This is a genomic window from Methanolobus bombayensis (assembly GCF_017873415.1).
GTDB lineage: Archaea > Halobacteriota > Methanosarcinia > Methanosarcinales > Methanosarcinaceae > Methanolobus > Methanolobus bombayensis.
The window spans coordinates 91,858-109,628 of sequence record NZ_JAGGKD010000005.1; the positions used below are offsets into that span (position 1 = coordinate 91,858).

The window sequence follows — 17,771 nt, forward strand, 5'->3', positions numbered from 1 at the left end:
AGTGTTACTCACTATAAGCGGTCTTCCGGGAAGTGGTACCACTACCGTATCCCGTTTAATTTCTGAAAAATACAATCTTGAAATGATATCTGCCGGAGAGGTTTTTCGTTCCCTTGCTAAAGAGTATGGTATGACTCTGGCGGAATTTGGTGCACTGGCTGAATCAGATGAAAGTATAGATATCAAAATCGATGAACGCCAGAAAGAGATTTCTAATACCCGTGATGACATTATTCTTGAAGGCAGGCTCGCCGGACACATGGCAGAAAAGGCACTTAAGGTCTGGATAAAAGCTTCTGTTGATGTCCGGGTTCAGAGAATTGTCAGCCGTGAAGGAAGTTCTTTTAAAGATAAGCTTGATGAAACCATTGAGCGTGAAGCTTCCGAGGCTGTCAGGTATAGGACTATCTATGGAATCGACATTAGTGACTTTTCTATTTATGATCTTGTTGTAGATTCTGAAAATTGGAATCAGTTCCAGATAGCAAATATTATTTCCTGTGCAATTGATAATTGTTCATATTCTAATGTCTGAAAAAATCTGGCGGTTTTTATGAAATCAGGAATTTTACCTTCTGAGCAGGAAAGGAAATTAGTACATAAGGCAGAAGCGAAGACAAATTCTCTTCATGGCTGTAATCCTGAGCAGCGTTCTATAAGACAGTATATTGAAATGGGAGTTGTCAATCTTGACAAACCCGCAGGTCCCACCAGTCATGAGGTTACTGCCTGGGTAAAGGATATACTTGAAATTAACAGGGCAGGACATTCCGGATCACTGGACCCCGTGGTTACAGGCGTACTTCCAATCATGCTTGGCAGGGCTACAAAGACTGTTGCAGCACTTCGCCTTTCGGGTAAGGAGTATATCTGTCTGATGACTTTGCACGAGGATGTTCCTGAGAAGAAGGTCCGTAAGGTATGCAAGGAATTCACAGGTTCTATTTTCCAAATGCCTCCTATTATTTCAGCGGTAAAGCGCGCAGTGCGTGTCAGGAAAATCTACTACCTTGAAGTTCTTGATGTGAAGGGTAAGTCAGTCCTTATGCGTGTTGGCTGCGAGGCAGGAACTTATATGCGAAAACTCTGTCATGACATTGGTGTTGCTCTGGGCTGTGGTGCTCATATGCAAGAACTCCGCAGAACTAAAACAGGACCTTTCAGAGAAGATACTCTTGTGACACTGCAGGATCTTAAGGATGCTTATGTTTTGTGGAAAGAGGACGGAGATGAACGTTTTTTACGTGAGTTTGTAAGGCCCATGGAGGAAGGTCTATCACATCTTCCAAGGATAATAATTCGTGACAGTGCAGTGGATGCAGTGTGCCGTGGTGCGGCAATTGCAGTGCCCGGAATACTAAGCATTGATGCCGATATTAAAAAAGATGATTCCATCTGCATCTTCACTTTAAAAGGAGAAGGTGTGGCACTTTGTACAGCTGTCATGAATGCTGAGGAAATTCTTGAAAATACTCATGGAATTGTAGCAACGACCGAAAGAGTAATAATGGATGCTGGCACTTATCCGCAAGGCTGGCACAGCAAGCCAGAAAAAACACAATGAAACACGCGTGCCGAGATAGTCTAGCGGTAGGGCGCAAGCCTGGAAAGCTTGTGGGGCATCAGCCCCTCGGGAGTTCGAATCCCCCTCTCGGCGCCATTCTTTTCTAATTATTATTATTATTATTTTTTCAGGTTTAAATTTTGGTTATAATGATTAAGAGGCGTATGCTCTAATTGAATTGCATAATTACTGGAACTTAAAATGAAGGTTGGGTAATAATGTCTGAAGTAAACGTATTTCGCATAAAAGAAAACATGGATATCGATGACGATGGCAGTACAGTTGTGGCCTGTCCGGAATGTGAGGCAGAAATTAAAGTTTTATATTCAAATATAGCAGATGACAGTATGGCGCTTGTTGAGTTTATGGAATGTCCTGTTTGCCACATTAATCTTGGGCAGGTTCATCCGTCTGAAGCGTTGAATAAGAAAATAGCTGACCATGTGGCAAAAGAGTTATTAAATGGCCTTGAACTTGATTTGAGTAATGCGCTTTCAAAACGCTGATTAAAACTTTTGGTTTTAATACTTTTAAAACAGTTATCTTCGATTTACAGGAAAGTATTTATGCAATTACCTTATACTAGGTGCTCACCTGTTTCACTATTTTCTGCGACATGAATAATATTAAATAAGAACAATGGTATAAACAGGCGAGTTATTCTATTAATCTTTAGAATTGCCTGCCCCAGTAATATTCGGGGTGTGTCGAAACTTACGTTTCGGGGCTACCGGGCGCTTGCGTCCCTAAGGAGGAAGAAATAATGGCAGACGAAGAAATAAGACACTTAGTCCGTATCATGAATACTGACCTACAGGGAAGTCAGCCTGTAATCTATGCGCTGACAGGTATTCGTGGTATTGGTCTTAGAACATCAAGAATTTTAGTTGACAGCACGGGTGTTGACCCGGATGAGCTTATTGGTTATCTTTCCGATGAGGATGTTTCAAAACTCGATGATGCAATAGCAAATTTTGAGACGAATGTCCCAACCTGGATGCTTAACAGATGTGAAGATCCAATGACAGGTGATGACAAGCACCTTCTTGGCCAGGATATCATTATGACCCTCAGAGAAGATCTAAACAATCTCAAGAAGGTAAGGGCATACCGTGGTATGAGGCACGAGAAAGGCCTTAAGGTCAGAGGTCAGAGAACAAAGTCCACAGGAAGGCGTGGCTCAACCATCGGCGTAAGCAAGAAGAAGTAAACAAGGTGATCTTATGGGATATCCAGGTAAGAAAAGAAAGAGTTACGATACTCCAAAGCATCCTTGGCAGGCAGCCAGGATGGCCACTGAAGTAGAGCTCATCAAGAAGTACGGTCTCCGTAACAAGAAAGAACTCTGGAAGGCAGTCAGTATCCTGAGGAGGTACAGAGCGGATGCACGTAGGATACTTGCAGAGTCAGCTGAATTTGTCGACAGCGAACTAACAGGACATCTTAAGACCGAATCTACTGAGATCCTTGAAAGATTGAGAAAATATTCAATCCTTCCTTCTGATGCAAATATCGATGATATTCTTGCTCTTCAGACAGAAGCAATTCTTGAGCGCAGGTTACAGACGCAGGTATACAGACTTGGTCTTGCAAGAACTCCAAAGCAGGCAAGGCAGTTTATCACACATGGCCACATTTCTATCAATGGACAGAAGGTCACGGTTCCAAGTGTACTTGTCTCAAAGGAAGATGAGATGAACATTGATTATTATGGTAATTCGCCATTAACTGGTGAATCTCATCCAGAAAGGCCGGCACAGATAGCTTCATCAATAGCAGGAGAGGAGGAGTAATACTATGGCAGATGGAATTTGGGGTGTAGCACACATTAAATGCTCATTCAACAATACTATCATCACTGTAACTGATATTACAGGTGCTGAGACTATTGCCAAGTCATCCGGTGGAATGGTTGTAAAAGCGGCTCGTGATGAAAGTTCACCATATACTGCTATGCAAATGGCAAGCCAGCTTGCAGATACTCTTAAGGATAAGGGAATCGAGGGAGTTCACATCAAGGTGCGTGCACCTGGTGGAAACAAACAGAGGAGTCCGGGTCCGGGAGCACAGGCTGCGATCAGGGCTTTCGCCAGGGCAGGTATCAAGATCGGAAGGATACAGGATGTAACTCCTGTGCCACACGACGGTACACGTCCAAGAGGCGGTAGAAGAGCATAAATAATATAAATAAACGGATATGAACTCATGACAATGGAAGTAGACATACTTGAACTGTCAGAGAGGTCTGCAAAGTTCATATTATCCGATGCAAGTGCAGCATTTGCGAATGGTATCAGGAGAGCAGCGCTCTCTGATGTACCAACTCTTGCAATTGATGATGTGAATATCTACAATAATACCTCAGTCCTCTTTGATGAACAGTTAGCGTTAAGACTTGGTCTTATCCCCTTAACAACGGACATTGAGGAGTTTGTACCAGTAGAAGAGTGCACCTGTGGCGGTGCTGAATGCCCAGCATGTAAAATATCCCTTACACTTAGTGCGGAAGGTCCGAGAATGGTATATTCAGGTGATCTTGTGTCATCTGATGAAAGGGTACAAGCAGCCGACCAGAACATTCCTATTATTGATCTCAAAGAAGGTCAGAAAGTAGTGCTTGAAGCTGTTGCTCATATGAATTATGGGTATAAACATGCTAAATGGCAGGCTGGTGTGGCATGCGGCTACAAGAATATGCCTATAGTCACGTTCGAAAACTGTGACGAATGTGGTGCATGTGTGAACGAATGTCCAAAGAACATTATTCACATTGGTCCGAACGGTGCAGAAATAGCCGGTGACGATATCCTTAAATGTATTCTTTGCAAACTCTGTGCATCTGTCTGTGAGATCGATGCAATTACTGTATCTGAAGATGAAAAATCTTTCATTTTCACTATGGAATCCGATGGTTCTTATACGGTTCAACAGTTAATTATAAATGCAGGAACAACTATTAAGGAGAAAGCCAGCCGGTTGGGACAAATTTTAGAGTCCCTCTGATGTGGTTTAGGAGATTTACTCTCCTAATAATTTATAATTTGAATCTAGGAAAACTGTCTTGTGCGGGGGTTGCCCAGCCAGGCCAAAGGCGCTAGGTTGAGGGCCTAGTCTCGTAGGAGTTCGTGAGTTCGAATCTCACCTCCCGCACCAATTTCCCTTTCAACGGGAAGTTGGATTTAAAGACACAATATTTCCTGTAATAATCGCCAATTCTACTGCATATCTTGTGCGGGGGTTGCCCAGCCAGGCCAAAGGCGCTAGGTTGAGGGCCTAGTCTCGTAGGAGTTCGTGAGTTCGAATCTCACCTCCCGCACCAAACTCATTTTTTAATACTACAATTTATTTGATTTACTACTGCTTTGTTTCTTTTCAAGCAGGATTTTTCGCTATTTATGAAAAATAGTAATCTAAAATGGATATATAGGTAATAATAGATTTGAATATGATTTTAATTATTATCTATGGAATGGTGTCTCACTTCATCGATTTCTGCTTTTCCAAGAGCCGTTAAAAAGTGAGCTGCACGTATGGTTGTATGTTGTTTTCTTTCCTTCATACGGGTCTGATACACACGAATAGAACGAAGGAAGTCGATCTTACGAAACTCTGGCCAGAAAGGTGCACAGAAATAAGCGGCACATTCACTTCCATTGGCCTGCCAGGGAAGGAAATTAGATACTCTCTCATCTCCACCTGTACGAATGATGAGATCAACGTCCGGCAGTGCTGCACTACCAGATGGATATAAGTGGCTTGATATTGTTTCTTCAGTAATGTCTTCCGGGCTGAGCTTGCCTGCTTCAACCTTTTCAGCAATTTCTCTTACAGCCTGGATAATTTCCTGCCTTCCACCATAAGCAACTGCAACTATTAGATTAAAGTTATTATATGAAGATGTTACAAGTTCAACATTCTTTATTGATTCCTTTAACATGTCAGGTAATTTTTCAATATCTCCGATTGCATGGACTCGCATTTTTCTTTCATGGGTCCTTTCATCTACAACAATCTCATCGAATTTTACTCTTATAAGATCAAAAAGTTTGTCTTTTTCATCATTTGCTCTATTAAAATTCTCAGTTGAAAAAGCATAAATTGTAAGATACTCCACACCGATATCACATGCCCATTCCATTACATTTTCTGTGACATCGGCTCCTTTGCTATGGCCAAATGATGTTATTTGTCCCAGTTTTCGTGCATACCTACGGTTCCCATCCATAATAATGGCTACATGCCGTGGTACTTCCTCACTTTTCACTTCCTGGGTAAGCAGGCGTTCGTATCCTTTGTAAACTATTCCTGGTATGTTTTTTAGTATACTTAACACTCCAGCGCATTAAATAAAAACAAGTTCAATACAGTTTAATTGGTATTTGAACTTATCCTGATTAAAAAAGTGGGTTAATAGTTTTCAAGCACGTCTCTTACAATTTCTCTGTAATCCTCTTTCAAAAGATAGATATTATGATCGCCGGTCACATCAATACTCAATATCCCAAGCCTGGTATTCATAAGACCTACCATTGCTGAAACGCCTCTGTAACTTACATCAAAATCAGTATTATGAAGATGCTCGTACACGTCTCCCGTAGTGAACTTATCACCATTAAGGAACAATTTCAGTACTACTTTGCGTATACCAGTATCATCGCGACTAAGATATTTAATAAGCCTTTCTCTTACTCGCTCTTCAATCGTTTCCAGTACAAACACCTCTTTCTTCAATATGTTATTTTATCTTATAAAACTATTTATTTCCGATAGCTTCAAAACCTGCATTGTATATGGAAATTGTACCATCTATATCATTCTCACATATATAATTTAGCCTTTTAAAGAGGTATTTTTTCAACAATTAGTCCTTCTTCAAAAGGATATCTTTCTATAATGCACAATTTTCGATCAGGTTTTCTGATATATTCTGCAATATCCTCTAGTATCCACCAGGAAATATCTATTCCATTTGACGTCATTTCCATCATATCCACAGGAACTTCAATTTTTTTGAGTTCTTCATAAACTGCTTCCTGATCATTATTCACACATTCAATATGTCCGTAATAAATCGTTCCTTCCTCTCCAATTTCATCAAACGATCTTGCAGTATTCTCTGCAATACGTAGCAGTCGTTTTCGGAGCTGTACAGCATCCTTGTAACTTGAAGAACAAAAATGGATTCTATCACACTTATTTACAGCCTCAAGTGCATATTCCTTTGAACCAGCCACTGCATTTGACATATCATCAGCAAGACCGTATCCTAGTTTTTTCATGGCATCCGAATTTGTATCTGAAAATTCCAGCTCATTTAAGTTCAGAAAACACCCTAAATTATTTGCAAAAATCCCTATCACTTCTGCACCTTTTACAGATGGTATCTCTATGCCTGTTTTCATTCCCAGATCATTTGCATGCCTGATAGAATTGGCATAACCTGTTTCCTCCAGTTTATCCCAGATATTTACCGGTGGATGGAATCTGATTTCGTCAAGTCCTGCCTCTGCCAGTTCTTGTAAAGTATCTCTATCAGGTGTCATTGATGTGTACAAATGGATATGGTGTTGTGATCCAAACCTTTCCTTAAGTAGTCTTATGTAATGGACTACCTTTTCTTTTCTGATAAGTGGCTCTCCACCGGTAATTCCTGTTCCAAGTGCATCCATCTGCAGTGCTTCATCCAGAACATCCCGGTCACAAATTACCTTTCTTTCATTAGCATAAGTGATATCTGCGCGTCTCTCATCGGATACAGGGCAATAAAAACAATCCTTTGGACAGATGCCTGTTATAAAAAGAACCATCTTTGAACCCTCCTGACAGAGTTTGCAACCTTCTGAAAGAAAAGAATGGAAAGAATCCGCTTCTCCACTTATGATCTTACTCATTATGCCATTCTATAACCTGCAGGTATTTAAGGGTATTTTATACCGGATGTCAAAACTTATGTAAGATTCATACATAAAATTACTTAGATGGAAGAACGTGAAGGTTTTATTGTATCTATCGGTTGCCGCAAATGTGGTAAATGCGAGAATATCTGTCCTAACGGAGCTCTTTACAGGATTAACGGTTTTGTTAATATTGATCACGAAAAATGTGATCTTTGCATGAAATGCGTAAACGTATGTCCAAATAAGGCCTTGGTATACATGGAATAAGTCATTGTATTTCAGGCCAGAACCTCATTAACCATACTATTTCTCGACTCCTTCCATACCAATTGAAAATGCTTTCCCAAGGAATTCACCAAGTCCGTAATAACTTCTTTCAGGTGAATAGATGATCGGACGGATTTTCTTAATTTCCGGATTGTTCTTCTCATCCAGTATGGATTCATCTGCTTTGATATCTACAATTTCTCCAATGAATTGGGTATGAAGTCCCAGTTCAAAACTCTGTATCAGCTTGCATTCAAGAACAATAGGAAATTCTTCCACATAAGGTGCATACACAAGATCACTTTTTACAGGTGTAAGCCCCATTTTCTCGAATTTGTTCACATCTTTTCCGCTTGCAATTCCAAAGTAATCCGTTTCTTTCACATAATCTTCGGTTGGGATGCTTATGGTAAAAGCTTCTTTTTCCATGATGTTGGCATAACTATATGTTGCCTTGCGGAGGGATACTGCAATGCACGGTGGATCAGAGCAACATATTCCTCCCCAGGCCGCAGTCATTGCATTTGCATTTCCAAACATATCATAGGTTCCCACAAGCCATACAGGCGTCGGATATGCCAGTGATTTTGCTCCGATTGATTTTTTCATAAAAGCACCTCTATAAAAAAGGTGTTAAAGGAGCTTTAATCTTGCGGCAGATTCCATTAGTTCAAATCTGAAAAATCAAATTCACATCATTCCTCTGAAAATGATTCTTGAGAATATGGTTGATACAGTAAAGACGATTATTGTTATGGGAAGTATTTGCCCTATCTCATATCTTAAATGTGTCTTATCACCACCATATTCAATTGTACCTGAGAATCGTATCAATATCACAGTGATAAGTATGATGTAGATCCCTATTGCAAACATAAAATGATCTGAAGGAATGGACTGGTTCAGATTTTCAGGTGTAATTTGTGTAGGTCCCGGGATGGAATTATCAGGAAGTCTTCTGATGCTTTCGGATATATTCTGGAGGATCTTTGCTATTACTTCTGAAAGGGCAATGGTAACACCTGCAATGAGTGGTGCAAATACTGCTGCAGTGGAACGCATAGTAGATGTCATATCATACAATGATTGTTTAATGTTGAGTTCCACATCCTGAAGCTCTTTCAAATGGTCTGCAAGCTTAACAATTGCAACACCTGCAATCTCATGACTTTTGTGGGTACTTTCCACCAGCAGTTTCATTGTTGTCTTTATCCTTTCTGAGTAAATATCCTTGAAAGCTCCGAAATCCTCATCAAATATTGCAGAATAGACATCAGTTCTCATATTCATCAGGTTCAGTGATATTCTTTCAAATGCTCTGGAAATATCAGACCCTTCCATGGTGGATGCTGTGTGTATGAATGCCTCTTCTGCGGACCTACCTTCAGATATTCTTCTTCCCAGAATGAAAAGGGCATCTGAGAACTCATTCTCCATTTTCCGTATTTCATCTCTAATTTTCTTATAAGGGGCATAAGTAATGTTCAGGTAAATTGCAACAGCAAAAACAATTCCCCATATCACAAAAAGCGTGGGCGGAATTATTCCTTCCAGTGTTTCAGTGGACACAATATTCCATGGATTTCCTTTGAGAATTAATATGTATCCAAGAGAAGAAATCACAAGACCTATGATCGAGGACAATATCAATGCCTCATGTTTTCTTTTCCTTATACCTTCAAGCTCAGGATGGTTTTCGGGAATGTCCTGTGGTATGAATGCGGCCGGACGCTGCATAAGTATGTATTCTGCATAGGCGAATGTGAAAAGTGGCAGAATCACGTCGTAAACGATGACAAGTGTTCCGATTCCAAATCTTATGCCCACTACTGTGATTGCAGGCATGAGTGCCACAAGTGCCAGAGGTATCAGAATAAAAACCGAATAAAGCACGTATGTAGGTGTTTTAAGCTTTGATGCAAAGCTGTCCATGAGATTCTTCGTACTTTCGAGAACAAGGTCAAGTGATCTATTAAGTGTGATTATCCTCTGTGCTTCGTCAGGTTCACTGGTTGAGCTTTTGATTAGATGTAGTGCCCTTTTGAAATACTCGCTGTCTTTCCCCCACATATTTGAAAATTCAAGGATAGCATCGTCAATTCCGCGATATTCCCTTACATGCAGGTTCCATATCATTTTTTTCAGGTCCTTTGCAAGAGGTCTCCCTGAATTCTCCGCAGCAAACCTGATGGCTATTTCCATATTTGGCACGAGTTTCATTGACATAACCAGGTAGCTGACTATCTCTGGCATGTCCCCAAGTGAGCTCACCTTCATCCACTTTGCGTGGAGTTTGATGTATTCACTTGTGTAAAGCAGTACACCCAAAGGGAAAAGTAGACTCATAACTATGACTGCCTGCAGTGTCGAGGTTTCAAAACTTGTTATCCTGAAAAGGAAAAAATCAAATAGCAGTATGCTTACAAGTGCACAGGCAGAAGCCACATAGGAAAACAGAACTGTTTCATATGGCTCGAGCCCCATTCCCGTATAGACCATTGCATTGTTGTATTCCTCGCTGGTCGAATCAGTAGCTTTTCTCCTAAATGTTTCCATATCTTTAATTAGCCAGTTGAAATTTGCAGATGTGAACTTGCAACCCTGATAGTACCAGTTCTTACTGTACAGCCTGACCACCTTCCATGAAGTAATCTTCGTTTGTGATCAGGTCATAAGATTCCTCGGGCATTTTATCATCAACAGAAAGTACAGCCTTTTTTTCCGAAAAAGTTTTGACACCACTTTCGCTATCATTCTCACTGAGTTCGTCCGAAACTACTGCTTTTTCATTGATCCTTCCGGCAAACGAACTGAACCATTCAAACCACCTGTCATAGACTCTCTGATAATTGCTACCATCAGTTTCAGTGACTTCTTTGTCCATGAGCATCCAGAACATATTGTTAGCAATTGCCACATTCCTGGCCTCAAGCAGATGAGGCTGCCTCAATCCGAACTTCGCAATCTTTCCTTTAATTTCAGCTCTCATGCGGATATTAAGGGCAGCCTCATCCATTGAAATTCCCCATTTGTCTGCGATTTTTCCGATTAGCACGGATTGTCCTTTGTCCATGATATCAGATGACACCAGTTTGTCAGTTGAAGCATCGTAACTCAGTATATCAGAGAACACCTTTCCTGAATTCTCATCCCATTTTTCGTTGACTTCCGCAACCTGCATGACACGTCGTTTCATTGTCATACTGCCTGAAAGTCTGGTATTTGCACAAACAATAACAGCATCAGTAGCTTTGAACGATGCAGGAGGGACTTCCAGCGTATTTACTATTCTCTCATAAACAGCATCAGTTGAAGAGCCATGTATTGTACCGATTACTGAATTCCCTGCCGCACCAACCTGCATAGCTTCGTAAAGCACCGCTACTTCCGGTCCCCTGACCTCGCCCATAATAAGTGATGAACTACCAAGCCTCAGAGAAGCACGCAACGCAACAGATGGCTCGATCTCCACACCGTATTTCATAATTGCTGATTGTGAATTAAGACCCTGCACTTTCCATCCCATTTCCTGAAGCTCTTCAATGGGTATCTCGGGAGTGTCTTCTATTGTTATCATCCGGTACTTCTGTGGCATTTCCAGCAACAATGCAGACATAAGTGAAGTTTTCCCGGCTCCAACACCACCGGCAACCAGTACCGATGCCTGTCCATCCATAATAAAACTCAGAAGACCTGCTGTAAGTGGTGATATTGAACCTTTGTTGATGAGCTTTGGCAAGGTCCATGGGTCTTTTGCATGTTTCCTGAAAGCATAGGCAATTCCCTTTGCACTTAGCGGGTCACCAATTACTGAGACTCTCACTCCATACTCTCTCAGAAACATTTCAAGCACCGGAGTAGCTTCGCCGAAAGGTCTTCCACTTATCGAACGCAGCCTTGATACCATAGATTCCATATCTTCCTGCGAAAGATAGATATTGGAAACACATTCCTCGCCGCCAAGTACCACATGAACAGGATTCTGGTCGGCAGGTGCATTCACATAGACATCGGTTACGCGTTCATCAGATAGGATGTCTTCAAGAATTCCAAGTCCAGTTGTATATTTTGTGAGAAGGTCACAGTAGAGTTTTATCTTTGCAGGGTCTGATGTAATCTCTTCTGCATTATTTTCTTCAAACAGGAACTTCTTGCTGAGTCTTTGAAAATAATCTCTGGAATTTCCGGAATCTGCAAACTGGAGGTCTGCAGGTCTGTGAGCTATCATCTTCTTCCTGATCCTCTCTATAAGTTTCAGCTCTTTTTCTTCAAGAGAATATTCTATCGGGTTGATGATGTACATCTTCTCAGGGCGGTCTGTCAACTGGTAGATGTTGACGGGCAGGTGTCTTTCATCCTGATAACTGATTTCGTAACATTCAAGAAATAGTGTATTGTCAGGAGGTTCTGCATATATTCTGGAAGTTGAAAATGGTGGTCTTACATAGGAGCGCAACTGTCTTTCATACTCTGCTGCATATTCCTGATCACATCTGCTAACAGAATCTGTATAGTGGCATGTACCCGTTCTGTTTCCTATACAACTGGTGATTCTTTCAGATATTGTCTTCATTTCAAGCAAGGTGTTGAGAAATCTCTGTCTGCAGTGAGAACACTCATCCCTGATATCAAAGTGTTTTTCCTTTTTTTCGTTGTATTCTATCAGTTTTTTAACATCATAACAGGATTTTAATGGATCATTTCCGGCACCAGAAACAATAAGATCCATGATTTTTGTATGTTCTTTCTTACAAAGACCGGAATTCTCGCAGTTGTCAGTTATGAAGCTGATATTTTTGTACGGAATAAATTTGTCCTGCAAGCCTGCCATCAGGTATATTGCGTTCAGTGACCTGCCTTCGTAATCTCTTTCATAGAGTTTTGCAAGAGTCAATCTATCAACAGCAGGCTCTTTCTTCAATATCTCAAAAATGTTCTTTCTACAATGCTCACTCTCCAGGCTGGATTCATGTTCACATTCATTGCAATCTATTGTAATGGTCCTGCTACTTCTGGAAACCTTTGATTTGTAAGAGCAGAGTTCATCCTGTTCCTCTTTCTCCCTGTTCAGAAGGCTGAATTTCGAAATTAGTTTGTGCACAATTTTTTTTGTTTTACTGTTCTTCTGATCATTTTCAAGGGGAATGCCTAAAAGTACCATTTCTTCTTCAGCCATTATCATTTGCATCTGCGAATGGTGCACGAGTTCTGCGATCGAATCAGAATTATTGTCTCTGACACTATTCGTTATGCAGGTCGTTTTTGTTTTTCTCAATACCACGTTTTTACCACCCATGAAGTTTTTTCAAATGAAAAACCAATCTATTAAAAGATTTCTATATTTAATTTCAAGTATTTACTTATTTTAGAACTTATTTTTTAGATGAATCGACTACATAAGAAAAATATCAACAACAAGAGTTAATACAATACTTTCACATCACTTACTACTGGGTTTTATACTCCCGAAACATATTCCCTTATTAAAGGCCAGAGGTTCACATGGGTATATACACCGTATCACAGCTAAATGAGCACATAAAACAGGTTCTTACAAGCGACCCCCAATTATCGCATGTATGGGTGCGCGGTGAGATATCGAACCTGACCAAACATAGCTCCGGCCATTATTATTTCACGTTGAAGGATGGAAATGCCCAAATTAGCTGTGTGAGCTTCAGGATGACCAACAGGACCCTGAAATTCGAACCTGAATCATCAATGAAAGTTTTGGTTTTCGGAACTGTTGATGTTTACACTGTCCGGGGACAGTATCAACTAAGAGTTCTTGACATGCGCCCTGATGGTATCGGCGAGCTTTACAAAGCATACGAGCAGCTCAGGAACAGGTTACAGGAAGAAGGCCTTTTCGATGTGATATATAAGAAAAAGATTCCACAATATCCTTCAAAGATCGGCGTGGTCACATCACCCACGGGTGCAGCAATTCACGATATTCTCCACGTTCTTAAGCGCAGGTTCCCCGTGGACGTCCTGCTAAGTCCGGCAATAGTCCAGGGTGAAAAATCCGCAGATAGCATCATAAAGGCTCTTGAATATCTAAACCAGGCCTGTGTAGATGTGATTATTCTGGGAAGGGGCGGCGGTTCTCTTGAAGACCTTTGGTCATTTAATGAAGAGGTTGTTGCAAGGGCTATATTTGGTTCAGAGATTCCCGTGATCTCAGCAGTGGGGCATGAAACTGATTATACTATTTCTGATTTTGTGGCGGATGTGCGGGCTCCAACACCATCAGCTGCAGCCGAAATCGCTGTTCCTGAAAAGACCGGTCTCAAAAAACATGTAGAATCTATGTCATCGCGTATGGAGCAGGCTGCAATTCATCTTATTGCTGACAGGCGGCATCATATTGAGTTTCTTTATTCACGCATAGAACCGGAAAGATTTGCTGAGTTCATACGGCATGATATGCAGAGGGTCGACGAGCTGAGTTCTCGTATGGAGATGGTTTTCGGAAGAACAATGGAATCCAGACATGCTTTACTTGGTGGACTTGCAGGGAGATTGAATGCTGTAAGCCCTTTGAACACTCTCGAACGAGGATATAGTATTGTTCTGAAAAGTGAGAATCATTCTGTGATCAGAAGCGTTAATGAAGTGGAAATCGACGAGCTGATTGATGTCAGGTTAATAGATGGTACTCTTGAGTGCAAAGTAACGGGTGCAAAGTCTGAGAAGAAAAATAAAGTTGAAAGGAGGAGCTGAGTTTAATGGCAGGAACTAGAGAAAGTTCTGACGAAAACGCAGATGTTGGTAAGCGCCAGATGAGTGATCTTATGAATAATTCAGAAGATTCAGAAAATGTGAGTTTTGAAGAATCCCTTGAAGAACTTGAATCTCTGGTTGAGATGCTTGAAAGAGGGCAATTGACCCTTGATGAGAGTCTTGAACTATTTGAGCGTGGCATGAAACTTGCCAGGATATGCAACCAGAAACTTTCAAAAGCTGAAAGGAAGATTGAAATACTGATCGAAGAGAATGGCAATCTAAAGACTGAAACTTTTATTGAAGAATAAAATCATCCCGGACCGAGGTGCAGTTCTGTGAAAAAGGGATTCGACGGTGAGAAGTACGAAAAGTTCTCAGCACCACAACAGGAATGGGGCAGCAAAGTAATAGATGAGCTTGGCCTGAATGATAATGACAACATTCTTGACCTTGGTTGTGGCAATGGTCTTCTAAGTGCAAAACTTGCAGAAAAAGTCCCGCATGGCAAGATAATAGGTGTTGATAGTTCTTCTTCCATGATTGAACAGGCAGAGAAGCACAAAAAAAACAACATGGAGTTTTTGCTTTGTGATATTACTAAGCTGAATTTCGAAGAAGCATTTGATGTTGTGTTTTCCAACGCTGCTCTTCACTGGGTGAAAGATCATTCTCTGGCTCTGAGACAAGTCTACAGATCAATGAAAAGTAATGCTATCATGAGAATACAGTTTGCAGGCGAAGGTAACTGTCTGAATCTTGCTTCGGTTCTTCAGGATGCAATGTTCTCTCCGGAATTCAAAGATGATTTCACTTCATTTGAGTGGCCGTGGTATATGCCAGGTGTTGGAGAATATAATAAATTGCTTATTGAGTCTGGTTTTCAGGATTTCCGTGTGTGGATCGAGAACGCTGACTGCAACTTCCCTGATGAGGAATCCTATATAGGGTGGATAGACCAGCCATGCCTTGTTCCTTTTATTTCTCATCTCCCGGGAGACAGGGCGCTGTTTTTCAGAGATTATGTTATCAGGGAAGCAAAAAAGATCGCTGCACAGGAAGATGGAGCCTATTTTGAGTACTTCAGGCGTCTGAATGTATATGCAATAAAAAAATAGAATGGCAAATGCCGTGATAACATTGTCCGAATTTATTTTTTGTTTTCGATTTTCCTCTTTTAGTTCTCTTCCAGGTATCTCTTACCCAGAAGGAATACGCTGCTTCCTGTAAGAATTACAAGGAAAATGGCTATGATCAGTCCTTCAGTTGTGAAATCCTGCCATGAGTGCACAGAAGCCCAGATACCACTTCTTGTGACAAAGGTTGCAAATATAACAAGTATGAAAGATGCAACTGCAAGTAATGGTGCCAGAAATTCATATTCTCCATATCTTGAGCGCGATTGTGCATGAAGATATGCTGTGGCAGTTATCCATGGTATAAGAGAAGATGTTTCCACAGGGTCCCATGTCCAGTACCATGCTCCCCATCCAAGTACTTCATATGCCCAGAAACCCCCAAGACCTATTCCAAGCGTGAGGAATAGCCATGCAATTCTCATCCAGTCTCTTGATATCAGTGTCCAACGGCTGTCTTTTGTGATAAGGTTGGATATGGCAGCAGCAAATGGAATGGTGAATGCTGCATATCCCAGAAAAAGCATTGGCGGATGGACAGCCATCCATGGGTTTCTCAGGAGAGGGTTCATTCCCTGGCCGTAGGGTACATCATAGAGTGTAGCAAATGGGTTCCAGTTTGTTGGTTCAATGGATCCTGAGGGAAGGATCCTGAATGCTGAAAACGGGTTGTCAATTACAAGTAATATCAGGAATACAGATACAATTGCCATAGTTACCATTGTGGTAATGTTCATCAACTTTGATTCGGCAAATTGCTTTGTGTGCCCTGTGTAACGCACGAACATAAGTATTGCAAGTATTGCCCATGCCCATAGCAGGAGTGAACCCTGCTGGCCTGCCCAGAATGCAGATATGCGGTAGAACCATGAGAGGTCGGTGCTTGAGTGATTATACACATATTCATAGGATGCGTTAACACTCAGCAGATGTATTATGAGGATAATGGACGAGAGAGTGACAGCAAGTGTGCAGAGAATTTCCAGCTTTTTTGTCAGTAGTCCTGACCTCTGATCAGAACCGATATAATATCGAATTGAAGCAAATATCGTTCCCAATCCGCAGATGAAGGCTATCCATATAAGTATCATTCCAAAATTCAAAATATCACCTCTTTCCCTTCATCCTTTTTGATTTACGCTTCTCTATTTCCTGCTGAAGCATACGGTTGTATTTTTCTTCATTTTCCGTGGTAGCTGGATTTATTCTTTCTGATGCGACAATGTTAGGATAAATTGCTTTTTCTTTGTTCCTGCGGTCAGTCACAAGCAGGGCAACGATACCTATTATCATAAGGTAGATACCTCCCCATAGACTGTTTATGTATGGAACGGTTCTCATGTAAAGATCGATTTCACCGGCAGATTCATCAATTGCTCTTGGAGCTATGAAAAGCTCCTCTGTGAGCCCGCGGTTTATGTAAGTGGTTGTGTAGGTCTGTCCCCATTTGAAATCGGTTATGTAGTCCACCTTCCCACTCTTGAAATAGCTGCCATCTTTGTAAATGTCAAAAATAACTTCTGTGGTGTATGATGATGCTGGATAGTTCCTGAAAGCCTCTCCGCTGTAGTATGAGTTCATACTAGTAACTTTAAGCTGATAATGTTGTCCAGCAAAGCTTATGATTTCTCCGGACTCTGAGCTGAGTACTCCGGAACTTTCCATTTTCATGTTGGAGCTGAGTACAATTCCAAGCAGGATCATCAGTATCCCTAAATGGATTACATGTGCGCTGATCTTACGGATCTTTTCTTTAGTTGCAGCATTCTGTTTACCTGATACCATTTTGTATATGCGGTAAAAGGTTGCCATAAGGGCTACTATTAGTATTGGTAGGGAAATATCGATAGGAGTGTTTCCAAATGGTGATAGCACTGCAAAAATAATGGAAAGCAAAGCTGAAGCTGTTACTACAGGAATGATATATTTCTTATCTGCATAGCCTGTGAGCATGCATGTGCTTAGAAGCAGGACCAGTGCAGCAACAGGGATTGCAGACCTGTTGTTAAAATATGCCGGTTCAAGACTGAGGTCCACTCCGTTTGCGAGCTTTGCGATCAGGGGAGTTAGCATTCCCATTGTGATTATAGTTGCCAGTAAGAGAAAAGTGACAACGGCTGCAAGCATGTTATTACTTGTTGTCAGGTTTGGTATTTTGTTTTTCATCTTGCGGGAAATTTT

19 protein-coding genes and 3 tRNA genes are annotated in these 17,771 nt (G+C 41.1%); 14 read left to right on the forward strand and 8 right to left on the reverse strand.

The window, feature by feature from the left end; all coding sequences use genetic code 11:
• Position 1: 1 nt before the first annotated feature.
• The 10 genes from cmk to J2746_RS07600 all read left to right on the forward strand — a co-directional run bounded on the left by cmk (position 2) and on the right by J2746_RS07600 (position 4,883).
• Entirely contained in the window at positions 2-535 is a 534-nt protein-coding gene (gene cmk, locus J2746_RS07555; protein WP_209618638.1) for a (d)CMP kinase, read from the forward strand.
• Between the two features lie 18 nt (positions 536-553).
• A complete protein-coding gene (locus tag J2746_RS07560; RefSeq protein WP_209618640.1) occupies positions 554-1,564 on the forward strand; it encodes an RNA-guided pseudouridylation complex pseudouridine synthase subunit Cbf5 in 1,011 nt (336 codons plus the stop codon).
• 9 nt (positions 1,565-1,573) lie between these two features.
• Positions 1,574-1,660: transfer RNA gene (locus J2746_RS07565), tRNA-Ser, on the forward strand.
• 122 nt (positions 1,661-1,782) lie between these two features.
• Positions 1,783-2,070, forward strand: a complete 288-nt coding sequence (locus J2746_RS07570; protein ID WP_209618644.1) for a hypothetical protein — start codon at positions 1,783-1,785, stop codon at positions 2,068-2,070.
• A 257-nt stretch (positions 2,071-2,327) separates the two neighbouring features.
• Complete coding sequence (locus J2746_RS07575; protein WP_209618647.1) at positions 2,328-2,774, forward strand: 30S ribosomal protein S13; 447 nt, start codon at positions 2,328-2,330, stop codon at positions 2,772-2,774.
• Between the two features lie 13 nt (positions 2,775-2,787).
• Positions 2,788-3,357, forward strand: a complete 570-nt coding sequence (locus tag J2746_RS07580; protein ID WP_209618649.1) for a 30S ribosomal protein S4 — start codon at positions 2,788-2,790, stop codon at positions 3,355-3,357.
• A 4-nt stretch (positions 3,358-3,361) separates the two neighbouring features.
• Positions 3,362-3,742: a 30S ribosomal protein S11 gene (locus J2746_RS07585; protein WP_209618651.1), complete on the forward strand. Its 381-nt coding sequence runs from the start codon at positions 3,362-3,364 to the stop codon at positions 3,740-3,742.
• A gap of 27 nt (positions 3,743-3,769) precedes the next feature.
• Positions 3,770-4,567: a DNA-directed RNA polymerase subunit D gene (locus J2746_RS07590; RefSeq protein WP_209618653.1), complete on the forward strand. Its 798-nt coding sequence runs from the start codon at positions 3,770-3,772 to the stop codon at positions 4,565-4,567.
• A gap of 62 nt (positions 4,568-4,629) precedes the next feature.
• Positions 4,630-4,717, forward strand: a tRNA-Leu gene (locus tag J2746_RS07595).
• A gap of 78 nt (positions 4,718-4,795) precedes the next feature.
• Positions 4,796-4,883 (forward strand) — tRNA-Leu (locus J2746_RS07600).
• A gap of 132 nt (positions 4,884-5,015) precedes the next feature.
• Here the strand turns inward: J2746_RS07600 and uppS are convergent.
• The 3 genes from uppS to J2746_RS07615 all read right to left on the reverse strand — a co-directional run bounded on the left by uppS (position 5,016) and on the right by J2746_RS07615 (position 7,455).
• Positions 5,016-5,897, reverse strand: coding sequence for a polyprenyl diphosphate synthase (uppS, locus tag J2746_RS07605; RefSeq protein ID WP_342451816.1), 882 nt, complete (start codon positions 5,895-5,897; stop codon positions 5,016-5,018).
• 74 nt (positions 5,898-5,971) lie between these two features.
• Positions 5,972-6,295: a DUF2551 domain-containing protein gene (locus J2746_RS07610; protein ID WP_245250040.1), complete on the reverse strand. Its 324-nt coding sequence runs from the start codon at positions 6,293-6,295 to the stop codon at positions 5,972-5,974.
• Positions 6,296-6,402: 107 nt separating this feature from the next.
• A complete protein-coding gene (locus tag J2746_RS07615; RefSeq protein ID WP_209618656.1) occupies positions 6,403-7,455 on the reverse strand; it encodes a radical SAM protein in 1,053 nt (350 codons plus the stop codon).
• A gap of 87 nt (positions 7,456-7,542) precedes the next feature.
• Here J2746_RS07615 and J2746_RS07620 point away from each other — a divergent pair, with 87 nt between their 5' ends.
• Positions 7,543-7,728: a 4Fe-4S binding protein gene (locus tag J2746_RS07620; RefSeq protein ID WP_209618658.1), complete on the forward strand. Its 186-nt coding sequence runs from the start codon at positions 7,543-7,545 to the stop codon at positions 7,726-7,728.
• Between the two features lie 36 nt (positions 7,729-7,764).
• On the opposite strand, the gene J2746_RS07625 is transcribed toward J2746_RS07620, so the two are convergent.
• The 3 genes from J2746_RS07625 to J2746_RS07635 all read right to left on the reverse strand — a co-directional run bounded on the left by J2746_RS07625 (position 7,765) and on the right by J2746_RS07635 (position 13,009).
• Positions 7,765-8,337 (reverse strand): flavin reductase family protein, encoded by a 573-nt coding sequence (locus tag J2746_RS07625; protein WP_209618660.1) that lies wholly within the window; start codon positions 8,335-8,337, stop codon positions 7,765-7,767.
• Between the two features lie 81 nt (positions 8,338-8,418).
• Positions 8,419-10,284 (reverse strand): hypothetical protein, encoded by a 1,866-nt coding sequence (locus tag J2746_RS07630; protein WP_245250041.1) that lies wholly within the window; start codon positions 10,282-10,284, stop codon positions 8,419-8,421.
• A 61-nt stretch (positions 10,285-10,345) separates the two neighbouring features.
• Positions 10,346-13,009 (reverse strand): ATPase, T2SS/T4P/T4SS family, encoded by a 2,664-nt coding sequence (locus J2746_RS07635; protein ID WP_342451817.1) that lies wholly within the window; start codon positions 13,007-13,009, stop codon positions 10,346-10,348.
• A gap of 221 nt (positions 13,010-13,230) precedes the next feature.
• Here J2746_RS07635 and xseA point away from each other — a divergent pair, with 221 nt between their 5' ends.
• The 3 genes from xseA to J2746_RS07650 are packed head-to-tail and all read left to right on the forward strand — an operon-like array spanning position 13,231 to position 15,572.
• Positions 13,231-14,454, forward strand: coding sequence for an exodeoxyribonuclease VII large subunit (gene xseA, locus J2746_RS07640; RefSeq protein WP_209618665.1), 1,224 nt, complete (start codon positions 13,231-13,233; stop codon positions 14,452-14,454).
• Positions 14,455-14,459: 5 nt separating this feature from the next.
• The gene (locus J2746_RS07645; protein ID WP_245250042.1) at positions 14,460-14,765 is read left to right on the forward strand and encodes an exodeoxyribonuclease VII small subunit; all 306 of its coding nucleotides are present in this window, start codon (positions 14,460-14,462) and stop codon (positions 14,763-14,765) included.
• Between the two features lie 27 nt (positions 14,766-14,792).
• Positions 14,793-15,572 (forward strand): methyltransferase domain-containing protein, encoded by a 780-nt coding sequence (locus J2746_RS07650; RefSeq protein ID WP_209618669.1) that lies wholly within the window; start codon positions 14,793-14,795, stop codon positions 15,570-15,572.
• Between the two features lie 59 nt (positions 15,573-15,631).
• Here the strand turns inward: J2746_RS07650 and ccsA are convergent, their stop codons facing one another.
• Entirely contained in the window at positions 15,632-16,693 is a 1,062-nt protein-coding gene (gene ccsA, locus J2746_RS07655; RefSeq protein WP_209618672.1) for a cytochrome c biogenesis protein CcsA, read from the reverse strand.
• Positions 16,694-16,697: 4 nt separating this feature from the next.
• Positions 16,698-17,756 carry a cytochrome c-type biogenesis CcmF C-terminal domain-containing protein gene (locus J2746_RS07660; protein ID WP_209618675.1) on the reverse strand — a complete coding sequence of 353 codons (1,059 nt, stop codon included), beginning with the start codon at positions 17,754-17,756 and terminating at the stop codon, positions 16,698-16,700.
• Positions 17,757-17,771 lie beyond the last annotated feature (15 nt).

Bases quoted from the DNA above. Each gene is read 5' to 3' on its own strand.
- J2746_RS07630 (WP_245250041.1), bottom strand. From the start codon at position 10,284: ATGGAAACATTTAGGAGAAAAGCTACTGATTCGACCAGCGAGGAATAC.
- J2746_RS07620 (WP_209618658.1), top strand. From the start codon at position 7,543: ATGGAAGAACGTGAAGGTTTTATTGTATCTATCGGTTGCCGCAAATGT.
- J2746_RS07625 (WP_209618660.1), bottom strand. From the start codon at position 8,337: ATGAAAAAATCAATCGGAGCAAAATCACTGGCATATCCGACGCCTGTA.
- J2746_RS07575 (WP_209618647.1), top strand. From the start codon at position 2,328: ATGGCAGACGAAGAAATAAGACACTTAGTCCGTATCATGAATACTGAC.
- J2746_RS07570 (WP_209618644.1), top strand. From the start codon at position 1,783: ATGTCTGAAGTAAACGTATTTCGCATAAAAGAAAACATGGATATCGAT.
- J2746_RS07660 (WP_209618675.1), bottom strand. From the start codon at position 17,756: ATGAAAAACAAAATACCAAACCTGACAACAAGTAATAACATGCTTGCA.
- J2746_RS07645 (WP_245250042.1), top strand. From the start codon at position 14,460: ATGGCAGGAACTAGAGAAAGTTCTGACGAAAACGCAGATGTTGGTAAG.
- J2746_RS07590 (WP_209618653.1), top strand. From the start codon at position 3,770: ATGACAATGGAAGTAGACATACTTGAACTGTCAGAGAGGTCTGCAAAG.
- J2746_RS07580 (WP_209618649.1), top strand. From the start codon at position 2,788: ATGGGATATCCAGGTAAGAAAAGAAAGAGTTACGATACTCCAAAGCAT.
- J2746_RS07615 (WP_209618656.1), bottom strand. From the start codon at position 7,455: ATGAGTAAGATCATAAGTGGAGAAGCGGATTCTTTCCATTCTTTTCTT.
- xseA (WP_209618665.1), top strand. From the start codon at position 13,231: ATGGGTATATACACCGTATCACAGCTAAATGAGCACATAAAACAGGTT.
- J2746_RS07560 (WP_209618640.1), top strand. From the start codon at position 554: ATGAAATCAGGAATTTTACCTTCTGAGCAGGAAAGGAAATTAGTACAT.
- J2746_RS07585 (WP_209618651.1), top strand. From the start codon at position 3,362: ATGGCAGATGGAATTTGGGGTGTAGCACACATTAAATGCTCATTCAAC.